At 45.1% G+C, this 21,746-nt stretch carries 17 protein-coding genes and 2 pseudogenes; 6 read left to right on the forward strand and 13 right to left on the reverse strand.

The window, feature by feature from the left end:
• On the reverse strand, window positions 1-495 hold the full coding sequence (locus tag AC6I8Y_RS20545; RefSeq protein ID WP_394149151.1) for a TRAP transporter small permease: 495 nt from the start codon (window positions 493-495) through the stop codon (window positions 1-3).
• A gap of 66 nt (window positions 496-561) precedes the next feature.
• The gene (locus AC6I8Y_RS20550; protein WP_252015282.1) at window positions 562-1,524 is read right to left on the reverse strand and encodes a TRAP transporter substrate-binding protein; all 963 of its coding nucleotides are present in this window, start codon (window positions 1,522-1,524) and stop codon (window positions 562-564) included.
• Window positions 1,525-1,958: 434 nt separating this feature from the next.
• On the opposite strand from AC6I8Y_RS20550, the gene AC6I8Y_RS20555 reads away from it, so the two are divergent.
• On the forward strand, window positions 1,959-3,008 hold the full coding sequence (locus tag AC6I8Y_RS20555) for a polysaccharide lyase family 7 protein (RefSeq protein WP_498022941.1): 1,050 nt from the start codon (window positions 1,959-1,961) through the stop codon (window positions 3,006-3,008).
• A 102-nt stretch (window positions 3,009-3,110) separates the two neighbouring features.
• Here AC6I8Y_RS20555 and AC6I8Y_RS20560 read toward each other — a convergent pair whose 3' ends face one another.
• Window positions 3,111-4,112: a metal-dependent hydrolase gene (locus AC6I8Y_RS20560; protein ID WP_498022943.1), complete on the reverse strand. Its 1,002-nt coding sequence runs from the start codon at window positions 4,110-4,112 to the stop codon at window positions 3,111-3,113.
• Between the two features lie 159 nt (window positions 4,113-4,271).
• On the opposite strand from AC6I8Y_RS20560, the gene AC6I8Y_RS20565 reads away from it, so the two are divergent.
• Entirely contained in the window at window positions 4,272-5,606 is a 1,335-nt protein-coding gene (locus AC6I8Y_RS20565) for an MFS transporter (RefSeq protein ID WP_498022945.1), read from the forward strand.
• 22 nt (window positions 5,607-5,628) lie between these two features.
• Window positions 5,629-6,776, forward strand: a pseudogene (locus tag AC6I8Y_RS20570) (winged helix-turn-helix domain-containing protein).
• A gap of 14 nt (window positions 6,777-6,790) precedes the next feature.
• Here the strand turns inward: AC6I8Y_RS20570 and AC6I8Y_RS20575 are convergent.
• Entirely contained in the window at window positions 6,791-7,282 is a 492-nt protein-coding gene (locus AC6I8Y_RS20575; protein ID WP_498022947.1) for a tetratricopeptide repeat protein, read from the reverse strand.
• 395 nt (window positions 7,283-7,677) lie between these two features.
• On the opposite strand from AC6I8Y_RS20575, the gene AC6I8Y_RS20580 reads away from it, so the two are divergent.
• Window positions 7,678-8,208: an early set domain-containing protein gene (locus AC6I8Y_RS20580; RefSeq protein WP_394149159.1), complete on the forward strand. Its 531-nt coding sequence runs from the start codon at window positions 7,678-7,680 to the stop codon at window positions 8,206-8,208.
• A 147-nt stretch (window positions 8,209-8,355) separates the two neighbouring features.
• Window positions 8,356-9,069, forward strand: coding sequence for a GntR family transcriptional regulator (locus AC6I8Y_RS20585; RefSeq protein ID WP_234496403.1), 714 nt, complete (start codon window positions 8,356-8,358; stop codon window positions 9,067-9,069).
• Between the two features lie 27 nt (window positions 9,070-9,096).
• Here AC6I8Y_RS20585 and AC6I8Y_RS20590 read toward each other — a convergent pair whose 3' ends face one another.
• A complete protein-coding gene (locus AC6I8Y_RS20590) occupies window positions 9,097-10,296 on the reverse strand; it encodes an enolase C-terminal domain-like protein (RefSeq protein WP_498022950.1) in 1,200 nt (399 codons plus the stop codon).
• A 255-nt stretch (window positions 10,297-10,551) separates the two neighbouring features.
• Here AC6I8Y_RS20590 and AC6I8Y_RS20595 point away from each other — a divergent pair, with 255 nt between their 5' ends.
• Window positions 10,552-11,985 carry a PTS transporter subunit EIIC gene (locus tag AC6I8Y_RS20595; RefSeq protein ID WP_234496401.1) on the forward strand — a complete coding sequence of 478 codons (1,434 nt, stop codon included), beginning with the start codon at window positions 10,552-10,554 and terminating at the stop codon, window positions 11,983-11,985.
• A gap of 71 nt (window positions 11,986-12,056) precedes the next feature.
• On the opposite strand, the gene AC6I8Y_RS20600 is transcribed toward AC6I8Y_RS20595, so the two are convergent.
• The 8 genes and pseudogenes from AC6I8Y_RS20600 to AC6I8Y_RS20635 form a co-directional block, all read right to left on the reverse strand.
• A complete protein-coding gene (locus AC6I8Y_RS20600) occupies window positions 12,057-12,332 on the reverse strand; it encodes a nitrogenase-stabilizing/protective protein NifW (RefSeq protein WP_128649176.1) in 276 nt (91 codons plus the stop codon).
• A gap of 165 nt (window positions 12,333-12,497) precedes the next feature.
• The gene (locus AC6I8Y_RS20605; protein WP_498022952.1) at window positions 12,498-13,595 is read right to left on the reverse strand and encodes an alkene reductase; all 1,098 of its coding nucleotides are present in this window, start codon (window positions 13,593-13,595) and stop codon (window positions 12,498-12,500) included.
• A 26-nt stretch (window positions 13,596-13,621) separates the two neighbouring features.
• A complete protein-coding gene (gene gloA, locus AC6I8Y_RS20610) occupies window positions 13,622-14,008 on the reverse strand; it encodes a lactoylglutathione lyase (protein ID WP_042470576.1) in 387 nt (128 codons plus the stop codon).
• A gap of 236 nt (window positions 14,009-14,244) precedes the next feature.
• Window positions 14,245-15,414 carry a MerR family transcriptional regulator gene (locus tag AC6I8Y_RS20615; protein WP_498022953.1) on the reverse strand — a complete coding sequence of 390 codons (1,170 nt, stop codon included), beginning with the start codon at window positions 15,412-15,414 and terminating at the stop codon, window positions 14,245-14,247.
• 139 nt (window positions 15,415-15,553) lie between these two features.
• A pseudogene (locus AC6I8Y_RS20620) lies at window positions 15,554-17,090 on the reverse strand (glutamate synthase-related protein).
• A gap of 149 nt (window positions 17,091-17,239) precedes the next feature.
• Window positions 17,240-19,552 carry a hypothetical protein gene (locus tag AC6I8Y_RS20625; RefSeq protein WP_498022955.1) on the reverse strand — a complete coding sequence of 771 codons (2,313 nt, stop codon included), beginning with the start codon at window positions 19,550-19,552 and terminating at the stop codon, window positions 17,240-17,242.
• 205 nt (window positions 19,553-19,757) lie between these two features.
• Window positions 19,758-20,672, reverse strand: coding sequence for a sigma-54 interaction domain-containing protein (locus AC6I8Y_RS20630; RefSeq protein ID WP_394149168.1), 915 nt, complete (start codon window positions 20,670-20,672; stop codon window positions 19,758-19,760).
• Between the two features lie 122 nt (window positions 20,673-20,794).
• Window positions 20,795-21,511: a GntR family transcriptional regulator gene (locus tag AC6I8Y_RS20635; RefSeq protein WP_498022956.1), complete on the reverse strand. Its 717-nt coding sequence runs from the start codon at window positions 21,509-21,511 to the stop codon at window positions 20,795-20,797.
• Window positions 21,512-21,746: the final 235 nt, after the last annotated feature.

The following is a 21,746-nucleotide window of genomic DNA, read 5'->3' on the forward strand; positions in this document are numbered from 1 at the left end:
CTAACCTCCGCTATGTTCGGGTTTGGTGAATAGCTCTAACGTATTAAGAACGATATAGAGCGTCATGAGTACACCCGCAACTGGGAGAATTGTGTATACATAGGACATTGGGATTTGAAGCGCTGGAGACAACTGAGAACCTGTTCTTCCAATTAGCTGCAAGCCCCCTTTGATCATAGCGACACTGATAAAGGCCACACATGTCGCGTTAATCACTAAGTAGGCGTATTTCTGGTGTGTGCTCTTCAACGCACCAACAAATAAAGTAATGGCTAAATGACCATTCTTGCCAAATAAATAGCTGGCTCCCGCCAAACCAAACCAAATCATTAAGTAACGAGCTGCTTCATCGGTCCACGAACTTGGATCATTGAGTACATAACGACTAAACACCTGCCATGTTACGGCCAACACAAGACTGATAATGGCAAAGCCACAAAAGCAGAGGACAAATTTATCCATCCACTGCTTAATCATATGGATATATTTATACATAAAACTTACCTAATCGAATGCGCCAAAGGGAAATGACCCTTGGCGCAGATAGAGAACGGATGTTGCTTATAGTGCTTCAATTGCGTTGATGTAGTAGCCCAGAACAGGGTCCGATTTGGCTTGCGTGATCATAGGGGCAACTCGCTCACGGAACTTAGATTTATCCACCTCGATAAACTCAACGTTTGCTTGCTTCGCTTTTTTCATGTTAGCGGAATCGATCTCGGCCCAGATTTTGATTTCTTCTTCCATCGACTCGGTCGCAGCTTCCTTAACGATTTTTTGATGCTCTGGAGACAGCCCATTCCACGTGGTTTCAGAAATCATGATGAGGTCAGGTGTAATCATGTGCTGGTCCATAGCGTAGAATTTCGCCACTTCCATGTGCTTCATTTCAACTAGTGAAGAGATATTGTTTTCTGCTGCATCAATGACTCCTTGTTGCAACGCAGTGTAAACCTCCGTAAATGGGACCGGCGTTGCTTTTGCTCCTAATAAACGAATCATCTCAATCATAGTTGGTGATTCTGGAACACGGATCTTTAGACCTGCCAAATCATCAGGAGAATGAATAGGTTTTGAGCTGTAGAAGCTTCGGGAACCACTATCATAAAATGTTAAGCCTAAAAAACCTTTACCTTGGCTAGACTGGAGCATTTTTTCCGCTGCTTCGCTTCGAATGAAGTCATGCATGTGCTCAGAACTTCTAAACAAAAATGGAATAGAAACCGCTTTAAACGTTGGTTCAAAAGACTCGGCTAATGAGCCATTGATTTTCGCCATATCAATGGCACCAGTGACCACTTGTTCTGCTTGATCACGTTCAGAACCTAACATTCCGTTAGCAAAGATGCGCACGTCCAAGTCACCACCAGACTTTTCTTTCACTTTTGCAGCAAAAATCTCCATGCCTTTGTGCGCCGCACTTTCTAAGTTCATCGCGTGGCCGAGTGTTAACGTTTTAGCCTGTACACCGCAAGCAAGAAGTACTGAAGCAGCAGCGAGGGTCAGAGTAGGTTTGATCTTCATGTTTTCATTCCTTGATAGGTAAGTTAGTTTTAATTCTTTTGGTTACTTATTGCACTATCAATGAATACTCTTATATTTTTGTATTACAATTTATCAGCTACACTTATGTGATGGATTGCTTATTTTTTTACCACGTCATATAGCAAACTGTGACAAATTTCTAAAATTGTAGATTCGATATAAAGATAGGAAAGATTAGACAGTTTAGAGCATAAGAATCGCTCTCAAAGTACTATTTTAAAAGCATTAATTATTCTTATTAGCTGCAACATTTGATCGCTGAAATAGGCTAATTTTGTTAACTAGCGCCAATATTCAATACGCAGTTTTGGTTGATATGTGATCGGCTACACATATCAATTTAACTCAACTTTTCATTCTATTTTGCCTAAATATTATGTAAGACAATATGACATTACAATGGAATTAACATAATGAAAAAGTTGACCATCATTGCCGGCTCTATCCTACTCTCCCTACCATTAACCACACTAGCTGATGTCGCTAACAATGGCGTTTCATATCCTGTACCTGCTGACAAGTTTGACATGCGTAACTGGAAGATCACGATCCCATCTGACATTAATGAAGATGGTAAGGTCGATGAAATTGAAGGGGTAGCTATGCTTAGCTACTCTCACGAGGACTTCTTCCATCTCGATCAAGATGGCAACCTAGTATTTGAAGTACACAACAAAGCCATCACCACCAAGAACTCAAAGAATGCACGCTCTGAGCTTCGTCAAATGCCACGCGGCGCGAACTTCGATAACATTCTCACCAACGACAAACTCAACCAATGGGCTCTCTCTAGCCACCCAGATGCCAAAAGCTACAGCGCTGTGGGCGGAACGCTTGAGGCAACGTTGAAAGTCAATCACGTTTCCATGAACGCAAAATTCCCTGAGAAGTACCCTGCACACTCTGTGGTGGTTGGTCAGATTCACGCTAAAAAACACAACGAGTTAATTGAAGCGAAAACCGGTTATGGGCACGGTAATGAACCGCTGAAGATTTTCTACAAGAAGTTTCCTGACCACGAGTATGGTTCCGTTTTCTGGAACTATGAGCGTAACCTAGCCAAAGCTGACCCTGATCGCGCAGACATCGCTTACCCAGTTTGGGGTAACACATGGGAAAACCCAGCAGAACCAGGCAAAGCAGGTATCAAGCTTGGAGAAGAGTTCAGCTACAAAGTGGAAGTGAAAGGCACCATGATGTATCTAACGTTTGAGACTGCTCGACACGATACCGTGAAATACGAAATCGACCTAAGTAAAGGCATCGATGAGAAAGACTTTCCAACTGGCTACGCGGAAGATGACTTCTACTTCAAGGCAGGTGCTTACGGTCAATGTAGCACCCAAGAAAAACACCCAGTTTGGGGACCAGGCTGTGCAGGTACGGGTGACTTCGCGACAGATAAGAAAAATGGCGATTACAACAGCGTAACCTTCTCAGTACTTAAGCTGAATGGTAAATAAAACCGCTCACTAAGACTATTGCGCTCTTGGCACATCTCCAGTTCAAAGAGCGCAATAGATGTGCCACGCGTTATTTCAAGCGCACCGACCGATAAAATACACTCACCTATCAAATAGCATGTCATAAAATACTTGTCTCGACTCAGAAGTACTGCCTCGGTGTGTCACGTAATTGGCGTGTTCATCGTTTGAAGCCGTCGGCGACAACTCGATGCTCCATAGCGCTTTAAACTCATTAGGTACAACCGAATACCTAACGTCCATAATTCGGGATGAGTTATTGGGATCTTGAGCTAGGTATCCATGAGAGAACCAACGAAATCGCTCCACGTCTTTCGCTTGCTGCGAATTTGGATCTAACCAAGGAAAATCTCTGGTAACCACCAGTTTATTAATGGACTCTCCCGGATAAGTTTTTACTGTCCTCCCCACTCGCACTGCATCCGCAAAGTAACTATCCTCAGTCTCATAAACTACCTTCCACACTAGGATATTGGCAAAACTCGGTTTGGCTTCCAGCTCAACAACCTGATGTTGACGCGCCTTGGCCAGTTGCCAGCCCGCAACCTCAGCACGATCCCTTTGAACCATTCCAACAAGCGGATAAGCTAGCGCCCATATCATGGCGATTCTGGCGAACCACGGACTACGCTTTAGTGTTGCGATGACCAACAACATTAAAAGAGGCAAGGTAAATGTGGGATCGATAACTGACACCACACGCCACGCATACCTATCATTGCTAAATGGCCAGAGAAGCTGAGTACCGTAAGAGGTGCACGCATCCAAAAGCGCATGGGTACCGTATCCTAGAGCGCAGTAAAACAAAGTCTGTGCGAATGAAAAGCCGAAACGTTTGGCAAACACGTGGAACAAAACAAAGGCACAAATAACACTGCCAAAGGGGATAAAAAGTAGAGAGTGGGTAAACTGGCGGTGATACTCCAAGAACAGCAAAGGATCGCTTGAAGAGCGAATTAAAACGTCGAGATCAGGCGACATGCCAGCAAGAAGCCCAAGAGCGCCAGCAATCAGTATATTTTGCTTTTTACTCGCCGATTGCGACAAAGACGCGCCGAGGACACCCTGTGTTATTGGATCCATAATTCACTCTAAAGCTGATAATTTCGAAGAGACCATACAATCAGCTATAGCAGTAAATGACTGATCTTTCTAATGTAGCTATGATTGAAGTGAAATCTTTTACCTATCGAGCAAATAGGTTTATACCTATTCCTATATAACAATAAGTATCTATTCATTATGACCGTCAAAGAGATCCTGCAAGTTCGCAACGTCCGCTGTTTCTTAATGTTCCGAAGCAGTTACTTTGCACGCTTTTACTACCCAGTTTTCACACTACTCTACTTGGATTACGGTCTTACCCTCTCACAGTTTGCTATGCTCAATGTCGTTTGGGCGGCGACCATTGTCATTTCAGAAGTGCCATCGGGCGCATTTGCTGACACCTTAGGTCGCAAAAAGCTGGTCGTCCTCTCCTCGCTCGTGATGTTTGTTGAAATCGCCATGATAGCCTTGGTTCCGACAGAGAACCCCAACGTGGTCTTCATGGTTTTCTTGATTAATCGAGTGTTGAGTGGGCTCGCTATGTCATTGGCAAGTGGTGCCGACGAAGCACTCGCGTACGACACACTCAAAGATCAAGGTAAAGAAGAAGTCTGGCCCCAAGTTCTGCAAATGCAGCTTCGCATTGCCTCAAGCGTAGGGATTGTCGTTACCTTGCTTGGTGCGGCGATGTACGATGTGAACTTTATGGCTTCGATTTTTGAAGTGCTTGGGATGAACAGGCCAGAGTCAACACAAGACATCATGCGTATTCCAGTGTTCGCCACTCTAATTGTCGCTCTCATTGCTATCTATGCTGCATTTAGTATGGAAGAAGAGAAAAAGGAGAAGACGGCCGAAGGCGGAAAACTCGCTACAACGATGGCGAGCCTTAAGCTAACCATGAATACTGGGAAGTGGGTGCTATCAACTCCTTACGTTCTGTTTATTTTGCTCTACTACAGCCTATTCGAGCATACCTCGCGCATGTTTCTCACCATGAACAGTCAATATTATCGAGCGATTGAGATCCCCATTATCTACATCGGCTTTATTGGCGCAGGAATCAGTGTGTTTCAAATACTACTCGCAGGAAGGAGCCGCAGGCTGGCTGAACAAATGGAGCCAAAACGATTCATCCTAGCAATGGGGGTCGCCACCATCGCAACCTACTATTGCATTAGTCTGGGCTGGCCTATCTTTGGAGTCATTCCCGCACTAGCATTAATCTTCATCACCATGACGATGAATATATTCATCAGCTATCACCTGAACAAGAAGACCGAATCGCACAACAGAGCCACTGTACTTAGTTTTAAGGGACTCATGTTTAATCTTGGCTATGGGTTTATCGGCATGCTATACGCCTATTACTACAAACTGCTTTCCCAAAACTACACGGAACAACAAATTGAGCAACATATTGATTTCATTGCCTCTCTGTCATCGTTTGTTTACTACTTTGCGTTTCTGTTTATCGCTATCAGTGCTTGGTTCTACATAAACAACAAGCGAAAAACAGTGTTTTCTTAATGGCTAGCTTGGAAGTTATGTAATGCAGTCTATTTCTCTCGCACAGGCTCAGAAAATTGCTCTGCTGTCTCAGGGGCTCCCGGCTCAAAAACTAACTGGCACCGCTTACCAGAAAAGCGTGCAAGCGATGCAGACGTTAGGCTATGTGCAGATTGATACTATCTCTGTAGTGCAACGCGCTCACCACCATACCTTATGGAGCCGGAATCATAGTTACGCTCCAGAGCACTTAGATCGGATGGTGAAAGAACGTTTGGTATACGAATATTGGTCTCATGCTGCTTCGTATCTGGATATGGCAAATTTTCAATTTTCACTACCTCGAAAACACGCCATCAAGTCAGACAAGCAAAATCACTGGTTTAGGAAAAACCCTAAGCTGATGTCGGAGGTACTCGCGAGAATCACATCAGATGGGCCATTAATGGCGAAAGACTTCGATTCTACGGTCACAAAGAAAACGGGATGGGAGAGCAAACCAACTAAACAAGCGCTTGAAATGCTGTATATGCAAGGTGATTTAATGATCACTGAACGCAAAAACTTCCATAAAGTTTACGATCTAACTGAACGTGTACTGCCATCTAGTATCAATACAACCACTCCCTCGGCGCTAGAGTACGCCAAGTTTCTTGTCATTAACTCGCTTGTGACTCATGGTCTAGCCACATTGGCAGAAATAACCTATCTACAAAAAGGTATGAAAGCGAGCGTCAATGAAGCGATAAATCAGCTAATTGAGGAGGGAGAAATAGATAAGGTATCAGTGAATGGAGAGATCTATTTCACTCGTCCTCAATCCCTTTCGTTATTGGATAAAAGGCTGAATCGAAAACAAACACGCATCCTCTCCCCTTTGATAATCTTGTCATTCAGCGCGACAGGGTGAGCAAGCTTTTTAACTTCGATTACCTTCTAGAGTGCTACGTCCCCGCGACCAAACGGCAACATGGCTACTTTGTCTTACCGATATTGTGGGACGGGCGATTGGTTGCGAGAGCAGATTGTAAAGCCCACAGGAAAGAGGCGCACCTAGAGGTTATAACGCTCCACATTGAGCCCAGTGCGAACAAGCAGACTGCATTTAAGGACAATCTGGAGCTTGAACTCACACAATTTGCTCATTTCAACGGATGTGCAACATTCAGTATCACACGACAGATTAGCTAACTCACATGCGAGCCCTAGCCTTTTACTTTTTTAGACACACCGAAGAACTGCTCTGGCGTTTTCTCTTCACCCTGGGCAATAACAAATGCCAGCTCATCCGCCAGAGGTGAACGCAATTGTCTCAGCGTATCTAGATCTTCTCTCGCGAGTGCGGCATTGCCCATCTGAACATGTAATACACCTCGATACATGTAAGGTTCAGGCATTTTTGGAGAGAGAGCTATGGCTTTGTTGTAGTGAAACATCGCGGTATTGTAATGGTCTGGGCCTTGCTTTCTTAGGGTATACGCTAGGTTGTTGTGCGCTTCCGCCCAGTCTTTATCTCGCTTCAAGGCTGTTCGAAATTTTCGCTCTGCATCAAGAAACTGCTTGTCCATCATCAACTCAACACCCTGATTGTATATCCGCTCAGCCCGGCTGAGAGGGTTGCTGCTCGAGCCAGAGCCGGCAGCCCAAAGGCTTGATGAAACGATCATACTGGTTACGAGGATTATAGTGCTTCGCATGGTTCTCTCCTGATTTGCCGACGCTCTTTACTTACGCGACGCAATTCTTACTGGTTCACCTTTTAGCAAAATCACCACACCTCAAATACCAGAAAACACACTCCCTTCGTGTTACCAAAAACGATCCCGTTATCAGTTTGTAATATTTGGTTATATTTCCTCAATAAGAGAACAGTCTCAGAATTTTATATTGAACAGACCTGTCGTTAACGATAAAAATCAGAATTATCTCAAAAACAGCTAACAAAACGCAGCAAGAAAACTTGCACATTTTGTGACCTATTACTCTCACCCTTTGCACTCATCCCCCTTCACCTCTTTAGGGGGATGAGTAGCTATTTTGGGGTGAGGAATATCCTAGGCTCGCCCTAACCAAAAATAAAAAAGGACAAACCATGACATCAATAAAATCTGCTCTGTCTATGGCAGTGATAAGTGCACTAATGTTTGGCTGTGCGTCTGACCCAGCGACATCATCAGCGGATGACAGTGCTGCAACAACGACAGCTGCTGTGGCGGCTGCTCCAGCAGGCGTCGATACCGCCGCAATGGCAGCCTGTGACGCGCCAACGGTTGCTGATAAAGGTCCTGTTAGCAAACAGCTTTTCGTAGTCGGTACGTTTGCCGATTCAAACTGGAAACACGTCGACGGACGTAAGTTCGAGCACAAAGGAGACGGCTTGTATCAAGCAGTGATCGACGAAAAACCAGGTAAGTTCAGCATGCAGTACGCAGCTTCAGACTGGAAACCACAATACACCGCTGAAGGTCGTTCGCTTAACCCAGGAGAGACAAAAGTACTTAAATGGGGTGGCTATGGCAAAGATACTAAATCTGTCATTGAAACTGCTGGAAAGTACGTTTGGTCAGTTAAGTTCGACGAGAAAGCAAATCCCGTCGCCGTTTCAGTGAATAAGTGCATGTAGCGCCTCGTAGCCAAGTGAGTGAACCTCACTTGGCTTCAAATCTCGCTTGACCCCTCAAAACTCTCAATGGCTAACTCAATAGGTTTGCCAATATCCCTCTTTCGTCGCTATCATTTATACCATCTGATGTAATTCACAAAGCCCGCAATGAAAAAGCATGAACAGCTGGTTCAAGACCTGATCAGTAAAATCTGCCAAGGTGTTATCACACACAAACTGCCTTCAGAAAGAGAACTCGCCGACAAATATCAATTATCTCGATTCTCTATTAGAAAGGCCCTATCGAAACTTGAGGCAATTGGTGTAGCCAAACCCAAAACGGGGTCGGGGTATTTTGTTAATACAGCGATGATTGGCTCGCCACTCATATATAACTCGATAACAGAAAATAGCTTCGAGCAGATCTCCTATAAAAAAGTTCAGCTTAACAAACGAGTACCTACTCATCACGAGATGCAAGTTTTCTCTATAGGTGAAAATGATTACTTGTGGCACATCAAACGGTTAAGACTCGTTCAAGATAAAATCACTCAAATAGAAGAAACGATTCTACCGGTACATTTATTCCCTAAAATGAACGACACTATCGTTGAAAGTTCGCTGCAAAAGCTCGCGCTTTCATTGGGCTTAGAAATAGACAGCTACTTAACGAGTTATAAAGCCGTTAGTTTATCTTCAGAAGATGCTAAGTTACTAGAATGCAAACGTTCTACGTCGGCTATGAATATTACTAATCGAGGTTTTCTTTTATCGGGAGAGGCTTTTATTGTCAGTGATATTCTCGATATTAACTATCAATGTACGTATCACACCAAATTTAATAACGAAAGTTTGCAATACCGAGATCAAAACGACCGCTAAATTAGCGGTCGCTTTCTATTAATCATTTTATGGCGTATGGATTGAACCATCAGGCAGTCTACTTTGTGTCCATTCATGTGGACGATATTCAACCGGGAAGTCTTTCGCTGCTTGCACATCCATTTCAACGCCAATACCTGGCTTTTCTGAAGCGTACAAGAAACCTTTTCTTGGCTCTGCTGCATTCGGGAACACGCGGCGCGTATTCTCTTTGTAATGCACGTGTTCTTGAATGGCCGCGTTGTGCAGATGGACATTCATATGCGTGTTCACTGCAGCACCGATTGGTGTCATATCTGGTGGGCAGTGCCAAGCAATTCGCACACCGAAGCTCTCGCAGAAATGACCGAGTTTCAATGCAGGTGTGATACCACCGATTTGCGAAACATGGCAACGAATAAAATCAATCTGACGATTAATGATGATCGACTTCCACTCTTCTGGATTGTTAAACAGCTCGCCTAAAGCCAAAGATACCGAGGTCTGACTGCGGATGTTACTCAACCATTCAGTTTGATTTGGTGGCAGGATATCTTCAATAAAGTATGGATAATACTGCTCGACTTGCTTGGCAAATTGAATCGCTTGGTTCGGGAACAACCTTTCGTGAACATCATGCAGAATATGGAACTGATTACCGTACTTCTCACGAAGTAGCTTAAACATGTTCAGTGTATTCGCCATGTATTGGTCTTGATCGTAATACGAGCCTTCCGTTGGGCTTTCTGTTGTGTGCATGTTCTCTGGTACGCCACCGTAAAAACCAAGCTGACAACGAATGTGCTTATAGCCCTGTTTTAGGAACTGATCGACTTGCTCGTACAAGCCTTCCATAGTGTCACTGGTTGCATGCGTGTAGACCTGAATCGCATCTCTTGATTTGCCGCCAAATAGTTGATGTAACGGCATATTTGCAAGCTTTGCTTTAATGTCCCAAAGCGCCATATCCACACCAGAAATCGCATTATTAATGACTGGTCCATTTCGCCAATAGGAATTAACCATCATCATCTGCCACAGGTCTTCGATGTTATTTGCATTTCGACCAATAACCAGTGGCTTAATATATTCATCCACCATTGTTTTTACGGTAAGTGGACGCTGCTGAAATGTTGCACAACCATAACCTGTCACCCCTGATTCGGTTTCCACAATCACTGTAATTAGATTATGACGGTCTGGTTTGGTAATCACACATTCAATATTTGTAATGAGATTTTCTTTCACGATATTGGCTCTAGGTCAGAAATTTCATTCTATCTAACAGCGAAAAAAAACAGAATTCAAGCGCTATTTTATGGCAAAATTTGACTGGTTCGTTATCGATGGACTTTTGCAAAGAAAAACGAACCAATCGATGAAAATAGCTTAAAATTAATGAATTGACGCATTTAATGTGACGAATCTCTCTGTTTTTTCGATTGGGGCAGATACGCCCTCTGGATATTATGTCCCCATCAAATAACGGCAGGAAATTCCATTATGCAACTGACTGAAACGCTTGATGACGTGAACTCAACAACGAAAAATAATAGTGAGCAAAACGGTTTCAACGACAACCTAAAAGTGCTAGTGACGGCGCTTGGTGGTGAGAGCAACATCGTAAACATTACCCACTGTATGACGCGCCTGCGCTTTAAGCTTGCAGACGAGTCACTGGCAAAGAAAGATGCCCTTGAGAAAATCCCTGGTGTGCGAGGCGTTGTGCTAGCACAGGGACAGACTCAAGTTGTCATCGGTGTCGATGTGGAGAAATGGTACAACGCGCTCTCTGGTGTCAGCACGAGTACCGAAGAGCCAACTCTCGAAGTCGAAAAAGGTAAACTGTTCCAAAGTGCAATGCGCGTGGTAGCGGGTATTTTCGGGCCAGTAGTACCAGCCATCGCTGGTGCCGGTATGTTAATGGGACTGTTGTCTGGTCTTATCGCTACCAATGTGATTTCAGAATCATCCGATACGGTCTACTTCTTCCGTTCAATCTCTACAGCCGTTTTCTTTTTCCTACCTATGCTGGTTTCTTTCTCTGCTGCTAAGGTGTTTAAAGTTAACGAGTACATCGCACTAGCCGTGTCGTCAGCAATGCTGGCACCAAAACTGGTTGAGAAAGCAGCGCTACTTAAAGATGCTGGCGCGGCACCTGAACTCACCGTAATGGGCGTGATTCCAGTAGAGCTCCTGAACTACGGCGGCGCTATTGTTCCGGCCATCCTAGCCGTTTGGGTACTCTCAAAGGTGACACCGTTTGTTGACCGATTCGTTCCATCGTCAGCAAAACCGGTATTCACACCGCTGCTCGCCTTTACTGTGACATCTACAATCGTCCTATCTTTAGTTGCTCCAGCGGGTATGTGGCTAAGTAACGGTGCGGGCTGGGTAGTGAGCTCACTTCTTGAGATTTCACCAACGCTAACTGGTTTCGTGTTCGGTTTGACACGCCCAATTACTATCGTGTTTGGTATCCACCACAGCATGACGCCAATCAGCTTGAACAACTTTGCTTTGTACGGAAAAGATCTACTGATGCCAATCATGTGTCTTGGCAACCTAGCAATCGCTGGTGCAACTATGGCTGTGTGGTACAAACAGCGTAAGCATGTTTCTAAAGAAGAGTCGTCAGTAACAGTAGGCTCTGGTATCACCGCAATTCTAGGTATCACTGAACCAGCTCTATTCGGTGTTCTAACTAAGTACACAAAGGCACTGTTTACTGCGAGCTTGGCGGCAGGTGTTGTCGGCGCAATCTCTGTGACGATTGATACTCACCTAACAAGCTACATTCTATCGTCTGTGTTCAGTCTTCCTGCATACCTAGCAAGCGGCACACAGAACTTCATTCAAGCAGTACTTGGCGTTGTGGGTGTATTTGCTCTGGCATTTGCTCTGACTATGATGTTTGTTAACGTCGACGACAAGTAATCTACTATTAGCCTAAAACAAAAAGGCTCATACGCTTATAACTAGAGATAGTTACTGGGGTGTGGGCCTTATTAGCGTCTAATACAAGAGGTACATCCTCGACACGCAGAACGTGTTGCAGGGTCTAATCGACCTCTTTGGATCTTACAATACGCATTTCTAAGCACCCTTCTCGCTGCAAACCAGTCTTCCGGTTTTTGCATCAAAAGATAGCCGTTGAAACGCTTTAAAAGCGGCAGGCGATATTCATCAAGAAACTTGCGATCGTATTCAACCTCAAAGTAGTCAAACACTTGTTCTAAAGCGGTGAAGGTCGCCAGTTTGTCTTGAAGTTCAACAAAGCTCATCGTACTGGAAAGGGTTAAGGAAGTTGTCGAGATTGTAAGCGATCAAATGTGAATAGTCACTTTGGAAGCGAATTAGCAAGAAAGGAAAAGGATAGCTGGGAGCGAGGGACAAGCCCAAGGCGTCATTCCCTAAATGGGAAGCCCCCTAGCCTCGGGCTTGTAAAGTTATGCTTGGTACTCTGGGTAGTCAAGCAGACCGACTTCGTTACCGCCAAACAGGGTGTTTGGATTGTGCTCAGCTAGCGGGTAGCCGTGCTTGATACGATTTGGTAAGTCTGGGTTTGAGATAAATGGACGACCGAAGCCAACCATGTCAGCAAGTCCACCAGCCAGAGCCTGCTCTGCCTTCTCTTGGTTATAGCGACCTGCGTAAATGATGGTACCTTGATACGCTTCACGAACCGCTGTTTTGAACTCAGCTGGTGTGTCAGGCGCGTCATCCCAATCCACTTCCGCAATGTGCATGTACACTACGTTATGTTTATTAAGTACACGTGCAGCCGCGGTATAGGTCTCTACAGGTGTCTTATCGACAGTACCGTTTAGAGAAGTAAATGGCGCTAGGCGAACACCCACTTTATCTGCACCAATGGCATCAACAACAGCAGCAACTACTTCGTCTAGGAAACGTAAGCGGTTTTCAGTTGAACCACCATATTCGTCATCACGGTTGTTCGCTTCAGAGTCGATAAACTGGTTGATTAGGTAGCCGTTTGCACCATGTAGCTCGATACCATCGAAACCCGCTTCAACAGCGTTTAGTGCCGCTTGGCGGTATTGCTCGACCACATCTTTGATGTCTTCCTTGGTCATAGCGCGAGGTTCAACCACGTCAACAAAGCCTGGCTCGTTGGTGCCGTTATCGACGAAAACCTTCACATTCTCTGCTTTTAATGCAGAGGAAGAGATAGGCTGTTCACCACCAATGTTATCAGGGTGCGTAACACGACCTACGTGCCAAAGCTGAGCGAAGATAGCGCCGTCTTTTGCGTGTACTGCATCAGTCACTTTTTTCCAGCCAGCGATCTGTTCTTGAGAATAGATACCCGGCGTCCAAGCGTAGCCTTGACCCATTGGAGAGATCTGTGTGCCCTCTGCAACAATAAGACCTGCTGAAGCGCGCTGTGCGTAGTACTCAGCCATCATATCGTTCGCTGCGTTACCTGGCTGTGACGCGCGAGAGCGAGTCATAGGTGGCATCACGATACGGTTTTTAAGAGTAAGTGAACCCAATTGAATTGGTTGAAACATTGAATCTGTCATAATCATAAACCTCTATATGTTCTCTATTATTTGCTCGATTGAATTAGCTCAATAGAGTAACCATCAGGATCTTTTACAAACGCGATGTGAGTTTCGCCGCCTTTCATTGGACCTGGTGCACGAGTGATGTTGCCACCCAGTTGTTCAATGCGCTCACATGCCGCATAAATATCATCACAACCAATCGCAATATGTCCCCATGCATTGCCTTGGTCGTACTGGTCTGTATCCCAGTTGTAAGTCAGCTCGATGGTAGAGCCTGCATCTTGACCCTCGTAGCCTACAAAGACCAGTGAATAGCGATACTCTTCATTCTCGAAACGGTCTAAAACCTTCATGCCAAGAACTTCTGAGTAGAATTTAATGGACTTATCTAGGTCCACTACGCGAATCATTGTGTGCAAAACTTTCATATTAACCCTCGCCTGAATCTTATGTAGACACTCACCTTTAATCGGCTGAGGTAACCACATAAGCGAAATGGAGATTTCCAACTGGCGCTAGATTACGACAAAAGGGAAAGTACGTGAAATTATCAGATATTATGATTTGCATAATATTTTGGAATGATAGAGGGCAGCTGATGCGGGATAGTAATTAAAGAGCCCACTGTTTAGTGGGCTCTTTACATCGACGAGCAACCTTATTGTTACTGCTTTTGAACGATAAACATATGGTAGCCAAACTCTTCGGCAAATTGAGTACAGATCTCTACCTCATGCTTGATGTCTTTCCATGCAGCCTTTTCAGACATCTCTGGTTCAAGCTCTTTGACTCGTTCACCCAGTGGTCCGTAGTAGTTCATCCAAGCTTCACGGCTCATCGGAAAGTGGTCAACAACTTGGTAGCCCGCATTTTTAATCTGTTCAAGGCGAGTGTCTACCTGTTGGATATCGGGATACTCTTGATTCCAAAACGCCACCGACGCTTCACTTGGCGTCGATGTCTTCCAAACCATGTCACTCAACATAATGTATCCGTGGTCCGTTAAGAAAGACTTCCATTGTGATAGGGCTTTTTCTACTCCCATGATGTAAGCACTACCTTCTGCCCAGATAAGATCGAAACTTTGTGGTTCAAATGGTAGCTCTGTCATACTTGCAACAACGGTATTGAGCCTTTCCGCTAAACCAAGTTGTTGGAAACGCTCGACAAGTCGATCCAACGCTGACTGCTCATTATCGATTGCAGTAATAGTTGCATTACTGTTTTCTGCTAGCACTTTGGTTGCCAGTCCTTTTCCGCAACCAACTTCAAGCAGGTTTTTGGGCGTTTTTGGTACTGCGTTTAGTGCCTTTTGTGTTTCTTGCTCACTTCCCGGTCCCCAACGTTCAAGCGTTTCGAATACCGTCATAAAGTCAGCCATATAAAGTTCGTGTTCGTTCATGTCTTTTGATAACCATTTCAATCTCAGGGCATCTTTTTCACTAAAGCCCTGATTAATTAACCATTCGAGATGGGCATCTGGCGCTAACTTATCTAGCCCTTCATGCCATGCTTTAAGATCACCTTCTCCCAACATAGCGGCTAACAGATCACGCGAGCGCTGCTTCTGCTCAATCTCATCATCCAATACTTGCAAGCGTTTCTGTAACAATGCTCGGTCGACTCTCGCTTCCAAACACGCTTTACACTCTTTCAGAGTCAAACCTCCAGCTTGCAGTTGTTGGATCAATCGGACACGTTGCAGGTCTTTATCGCTGTAGACTCGGTAACCATTGGATAAACGTTTCCCGCTAATAAGGTTCTGTTTTTCATAATAAAGCAGCGCTGTTCTCGACAACCCCACTTCTGCGGCTAACTCTGATATCCGATACACCACAACGTCCTCTCCGATTGATGGTTGGCACTGTAAACTATAAAGCTGTAGACAGGTCAACAGCAAATAGAAAAAACCGCGACCAAAAGGACGCGGTTATCATTATGAACTTCAGCTTATACAGTCAATAGATGGACGCCTACTCAAAACCTGAGTATTTGACCCCTGATAAATGTGCCATTTCCCGATTCCATGTCGCCAAATCTTTCTTATTAAACTGACCGAGTTCATTGTGACCACACGCCCTCGCCATAACCTGCATTAAAGAAACCGAGGCTTCAAAGAAGTTCTTTAGCTGGTGAGAGGCTTTGTCGACGTTTAGTCGCTGCCTTAAATCGGCTTTTTGTGTAGCAATGCCAGCAGGGCAGTTGTTGGTATTGCACATTCGAGCAGCAACGCAGCCGATGGATTGCATCGCACTATTCGAAATCGCTACACCATCAGCACCCAGCGCCATCGCTTTCACAAAATCCATTGGTACTCGCAACCCACCTGTGATGATGAGCGTTACCTTACCGCTCATACCTTGTTGATCCAGATAGCGACGAGCTCTTGCCAGTGCAGGAATCGTTGGCACGCTAATGTGATCCCTAAACATTTCAGGCGCAGCCCCCGTACCGCCTCCTCTACCGTCGAGAATGATGTAATCAGCACTTGCATCCAATGCAAATTGAATGTCTTCCTCAATATGGTTTGCGCTGAGCTTAAAGCCAATAGGAATGCCCCCTGTGACCTCCCGTACTCTATCTGCAAATTTTTTAAAGTCTTCCACCGTATGGAGATCTTTAAAGGTAGGTGGAGATATTGCGGCCTCGCCTTCCGGAATACCGCGAACCTCAGATATCTTCCCAATATTCTTGTTGCCAGGAAGGTGGCCACCGGTTCCTGTTTTTGCGCCCTGCCCTCCTTTAAAGTGGAACGCTTGAACAGATTTCAGCTTTTCTTCATCGTAGCCAAAGCCTGCACTGGCTAGCTCGTAAAAGTAGCGTGAATTAGCGGCTTGCTCTTCTGGAAGCATTCCCCCCTTCTCCAGAGCAAATACCTGTTCCCGCAAGCTCAGCCCCCGTCGCCAGTGAGACTTTCGCCTCTTCGGATAACGCACCAAAACTCATGTCAGATACGAACAGAGGAATGTTCAGCTTGAGCGGCTTCTTAGCTTGTGGGCCAATTACAAGTTCTGTACCTACCGCCACATCTTCCAGCAAAGGCTTTGTCGCCATTTGCGCCACCATAATTTGAAGATCATCCCAATGCGGCAGTAGATGTCGCGGAACACCCATCGACGTCATCGGCCCGTGATGACCAAGCTTTGATAGTCCCTCGCGAGCGAGCTGATGGATAAACTCAACGGTCGGCTCTTCTTTGGTTTGAGTTGCTATCGGTGCGGCATCAGCAGCACTCGAAATACCCGGTCCCTCTTTACCCACCATGTCATCCAAAAAGTTTTTATGTGTGCCATCGCAATAGGGAAGATTTGCAGAATGCTTGCACCGACACAGATAGGCGTCACCCGTTGACTCGGCCTTGAAGCTTTTCGGTTTAAAGTCAGTACCGGCATGAGAGCCGTCACAATAAGGTTGGTTTTTGGAACGGCCACATGTACAGAAGTAATAATCTTGACCTTCGGTCAGCTCAACTTTGACCGGGATGTTATTGGCAATGATTGGTTTGCTCATAGTGCTTCCTTGATCGGATTATAGTTATCGCACTGTAAAGCGTAGAACATCTCCAGATTTTGATCGCTAGCGCACACTGTGAGGTCTCAATGTGACCATAAAAAAGCCAACCACGAGGGTTGGCTTAATTGATAAATGACTCACACTCCTTAGAAAGGAGTGACACAATCGGTGTAGCTTTGAGGCGCTACTGGCAGCGCATCATTGTTATTGAAGCCATCGATTGTTGCTGCAAGCGAGATAATAGCGGAGACATCGTTTGACGACCATGTCGCTACCGCTAGTGCAATGATCTCATCTATGGTCATCCAAGTACCATTGACCTCAATTGATGCTGAGCCGGATAAACCATCAGTTCCTGGACGGTGACGTGTGTTGAAGATAAACGCTAGTAACTGTTGAGCAAGCTGCTCTTTATGCATGTTTTCTTCAGCATTGCCATTACTGTCGACAAGGAAGTGTGACACCTCAGACTGCCAAGTACCCGCTTCCCATATCAGACTGTCGCCACTAAAGGCAGCTGCGACTGGTGCGCCGCCTTGGAACATACCATCGAATGGCTCATCACCCGCGCCAAAATAGGCGGATGGTGAACTGTATGGTGCCAGACTATTTACGTATGTCCTATCTGTTTCATCCAGTTCAGATAGCCCATTTTTGTTATGCCAGTACCCTTTAGTATCAAAGTTCACTAGGACGTCGCAGGTGTTATGGAACGTAAATGTATCGCCGGTTTTGCCGTCGGTACGATTAACCACTTCACCATCAATAACAGGCAAACTGTTTACGTAAGTGAGTACAGATCGAACATCAAACTCGACTTTATCGGTCGTCGTATTACCCCACCCAGGTGATTGACTCAAGCTCTCACTGACCTCGTAAGGGGCTAAATCACCTCGAATATTAGGAACTAACGCTCTGAAGACTGCACACCCGTTGTCTCCTGTATTTTTGCTGATAACACGGTTGTACATGCCACTAATATCATTACCAAAGATGGCGACAAGCTCAGTCCATAGGTCTGGAGTCGCTACTGGGTTGATATCGTCTGGCAATGGCACACTCAATGGTACTGTCAGTTTCACTGGCCAATTCGGAATATATCCTTCACCATCGTCTTTCATGCCATTCTTGTTGCGATCAAACACTTTACACACGGTGATATCAGCAATACCGATACTACCAAACGCGACGACAAGCACAGGATCCGGATCTTCGCCTTTTTTACCCTGAACAGGATCTGCAAAGTCTGTTGGCGTAAAGCCATCATCCGTTTGTTCTCCAGAATCTCGACTTATTACTGCTGCTCCTTGGCCTTGGTCACAGGCTAATGGAGACATAAACCCAAGTCGCAATGCTCCATCGTTATGACGTGCGGCGTAGTTACGAAGCTCTGCAAAGGTCGTAAAGTGCGTGAAGTTCGCATTAAGAGGAGTGACACCATTGACGCTCGCAAACCACATAAAATGATCCACCGACCAAGCAAGCATTTCCTGCTCTAATACGCTAAACGTAATTGGCAGCGCTTCGGAGTCAGTGGTGCGGAAAATAGTTCGGCTCGCGAATGGGTCAGTCACACCAAAGTCCCAGTTTTCGATCAGCTCGTCGCCATTGGCGGGAGTGTTGTAATCTGGGTCATATTGGCAATTCAGGTTCTTATCGTGGAAAGATCGCAAGGCAATGTCGTAGGTAACTGGTATATCTCGGTCACCAAGGCGAACCTTAAAATTGTCAGTTTTGGAGAATCGCGGCACAAACCCAAACACACCACTACAGTTCTCACCGGTTGCGCCATTATCGACATCACCATTACAAGCATCATAGACACTCTCGTAGGTAGACACCCAGGCTTTGTATACGCCACCAGCATTCGGAGTATTGGCAAACGGATAAAGCTGGATAGTATCGCCTTCAGCCAGTTCACCACCATTCTCGGCAATATACTCGCTGCCTAGGACATGTGAACAGGGTATCTCTTGTTCAACCCATTGCCCCTTCACTTTTTGCGTCACAGTGTAAGTTGGATTAGTGAGCGTAATACCATCCTCACCGTCGAAGTAGAACAGACGACATTCAAGAGGTTCTGCAGCAAAAGTCTCGGCGTTTTTCGGTCCACCTTTTCCTTTTACTGCTTCATAACAGGTACCACCATTAACACCCGCATCAGGCTCAATGCTGGACAGCAAACACTTACCCGAAGGGTTCGTGACCTGAAAATAGTAGTAACCTGCCGGAAGCGCAGCAGCACTGCCCGGTGCATTGGGACCCGGACCGCCATCTAAAAATACTTCCAGTTTGGATTCATAACGCACATTCTCATTAACGATCTCCCCTCCGGGGGTGGTCGTGAAAATGGCACCGTCGAGTTTGGCAACCGCGTTTCCTGACAGCGCAAGCGAGGACGCTAGCACAGCAGAGAAACAGAGCCGCTGAGTATAAGTACTGGTTCGCTGAGAGTTCATTCCTTACTCCTTACGAGTTCTGATTGAACTACTACAACAGCAAATCCTATACCGAAGTTAACTAACTGATTTTATTAGGGTTGAAATATAGAGCGGACAGCTTTAAATGTTAACATTTTGATAATTGAGCAGTTTGCTTTTACAGTGGGCGTTACAGTCTGTAACGACGTAGGATGCTAGTGACATCGCGAATAGTGACCTAATTCTAGCTATCTAGCTCTAACTTGTGCTTTTTGATTAAACGATACAACGTAGGACGGGAGATATTGAGATACCTTGCCGATGCGGTCATATTGTATTTGTGGTCTCTAATGACCTTCTCTATGTGTTTTGATGCGAGTTGGTTATGATCGACTGTTCGAAAGTCACACACCATATCGATGCCTAACGCTTCTGGTTCGATGACACTGCCTGTGGCTAACACCACTGCTCTTTTGATGACATTCTTCAACTCACGAATATTGCCTGGCCAAGGATGATGCCTTAAGACGGTAATACTGGCATCCGACAGGGTAAGCGCTTCTATTCCAGACTTTAGCAACTCTTGTTCTAGAAACGAGTTAGCGAGGAGCTCAATGTCACTTGTCCGCTCCCTCAAGGAAGGTATCGTCAGAGGAAGGACATTCAAACGATAGAACAGATCTTGTCTAAAATCCCCATTAGCCATTAGGGTATCGAGCGCTTCATTTGTCGCAGCAATAACACGACAATCGACAGTCTCATTACAGTCTGAACCGAGACTGTGTACCTCTTTAGATTCCAAAAAGTGAAGCAAATGCCCTTGAACTTCCAGCGGCATATCGCCAATTTCATCAAGGAAGAGCGTGCCCGTGTTTGCCCGCTTAATAAAGCCGACATGGTTTTTGACAGCGCCAGTGAAGGCCCCTTTTTCATGTCCAAACAACTCAGATTCGATCAATGAGCGAGGAATCGAACCACAGTTAATTTCGACGAAAGGTCCTTTAGAGCGCATAGATAATTGATGAATTAGCTTAGCACAGCGACTTTTACCTACACCAGTCTCTCCCTGAATCAGTATTTCACTGTCACTGGCTGCATATTGATAAATCCGTTTATTAGTAATATCAATGGCTTTGCTGACTCCACTTAAGCCAGTCAAAGAGTCCTCCTGAATAAACTAAACGACTACTCCTTACAGTTTAGTTGTAGTCACCACGTTTAGAGGAACAGGAGCGTCTCAATAGTGAGACACTGAAATCGAGTGAAATTAACTCTCTGTTGTTAAAGCTGAGTTTCGCTTTTCACATAGGTTGTAGAGAACTCGAACGACTCACACAAATGTTTAGCCACTGAATACTCAAACAGTTGACCATTATCTAGATAAGCATTCTGTGCGACACAAACAAGGTGCTCACCAATTGGTATGTTTAGATACTCTCCCTCAATAGAGGTTGCGTGCCCCACCGTTATCTTGAGGTTCGCACTGTGAACGGTTTGGTTTAGTTGCTCGTTGAGGTAGCCATAAATCGATGATTTAACGTGTTCAATAGACAAGTTTGGAACCACTATTTTGGACAAGTAGATGTACTCAATAATCGTTGGAACACCGTCTAAGATCCGAACGCGCGTAATGCTGTAAACCTCGTCGCCAACCGAACATTTTAGTTTCGCTGCGATGTCTTCTGTCGCTTCAATCAGTTTGAAGGTAACAACTCGAGTATTCACGACTTGTCCACGATCCTCTGCTCTTTTTTTAGTTCCGAGCAGATGGGATTGCGACACCGCATTTGAACGTTGTTTTACAAATGACCCCGAACCACGCTTACGTACTACCAGCCCCTCTTTGACAAGAAAATCCAGCGCTTTCTTGAGCGTTATCTCACTGCATTCAAACTCTTGAGCAAGAGCTTTGCCATCAGGGAGCTTATCGGACGCACTATAGTACCCCGACAAAATGCGCTGCTTCATTTCACTATAAATGCCCTGATACTTGACCATTTCGCTTACTCACTTTCCATAACAATTGAAGTCTACATTAAGTAAAACTGAGATTACTTTCTATTAGAGCTAGCCTCAAGCAATACGACATAAACCTATAGTTTATCCGTTCAATATTTCGACAAAATAGAAAATAATTCGATCAAGATCTAATTTTGAGCCAATAACAATTACAAAACCATATGGTTTTAATATTATTGCCAGCAGAAAACAATTACATGAAAAAGGGTTAATC

Source organism: Vibrio sp. KUL78 (assembly GCF_059725505.1).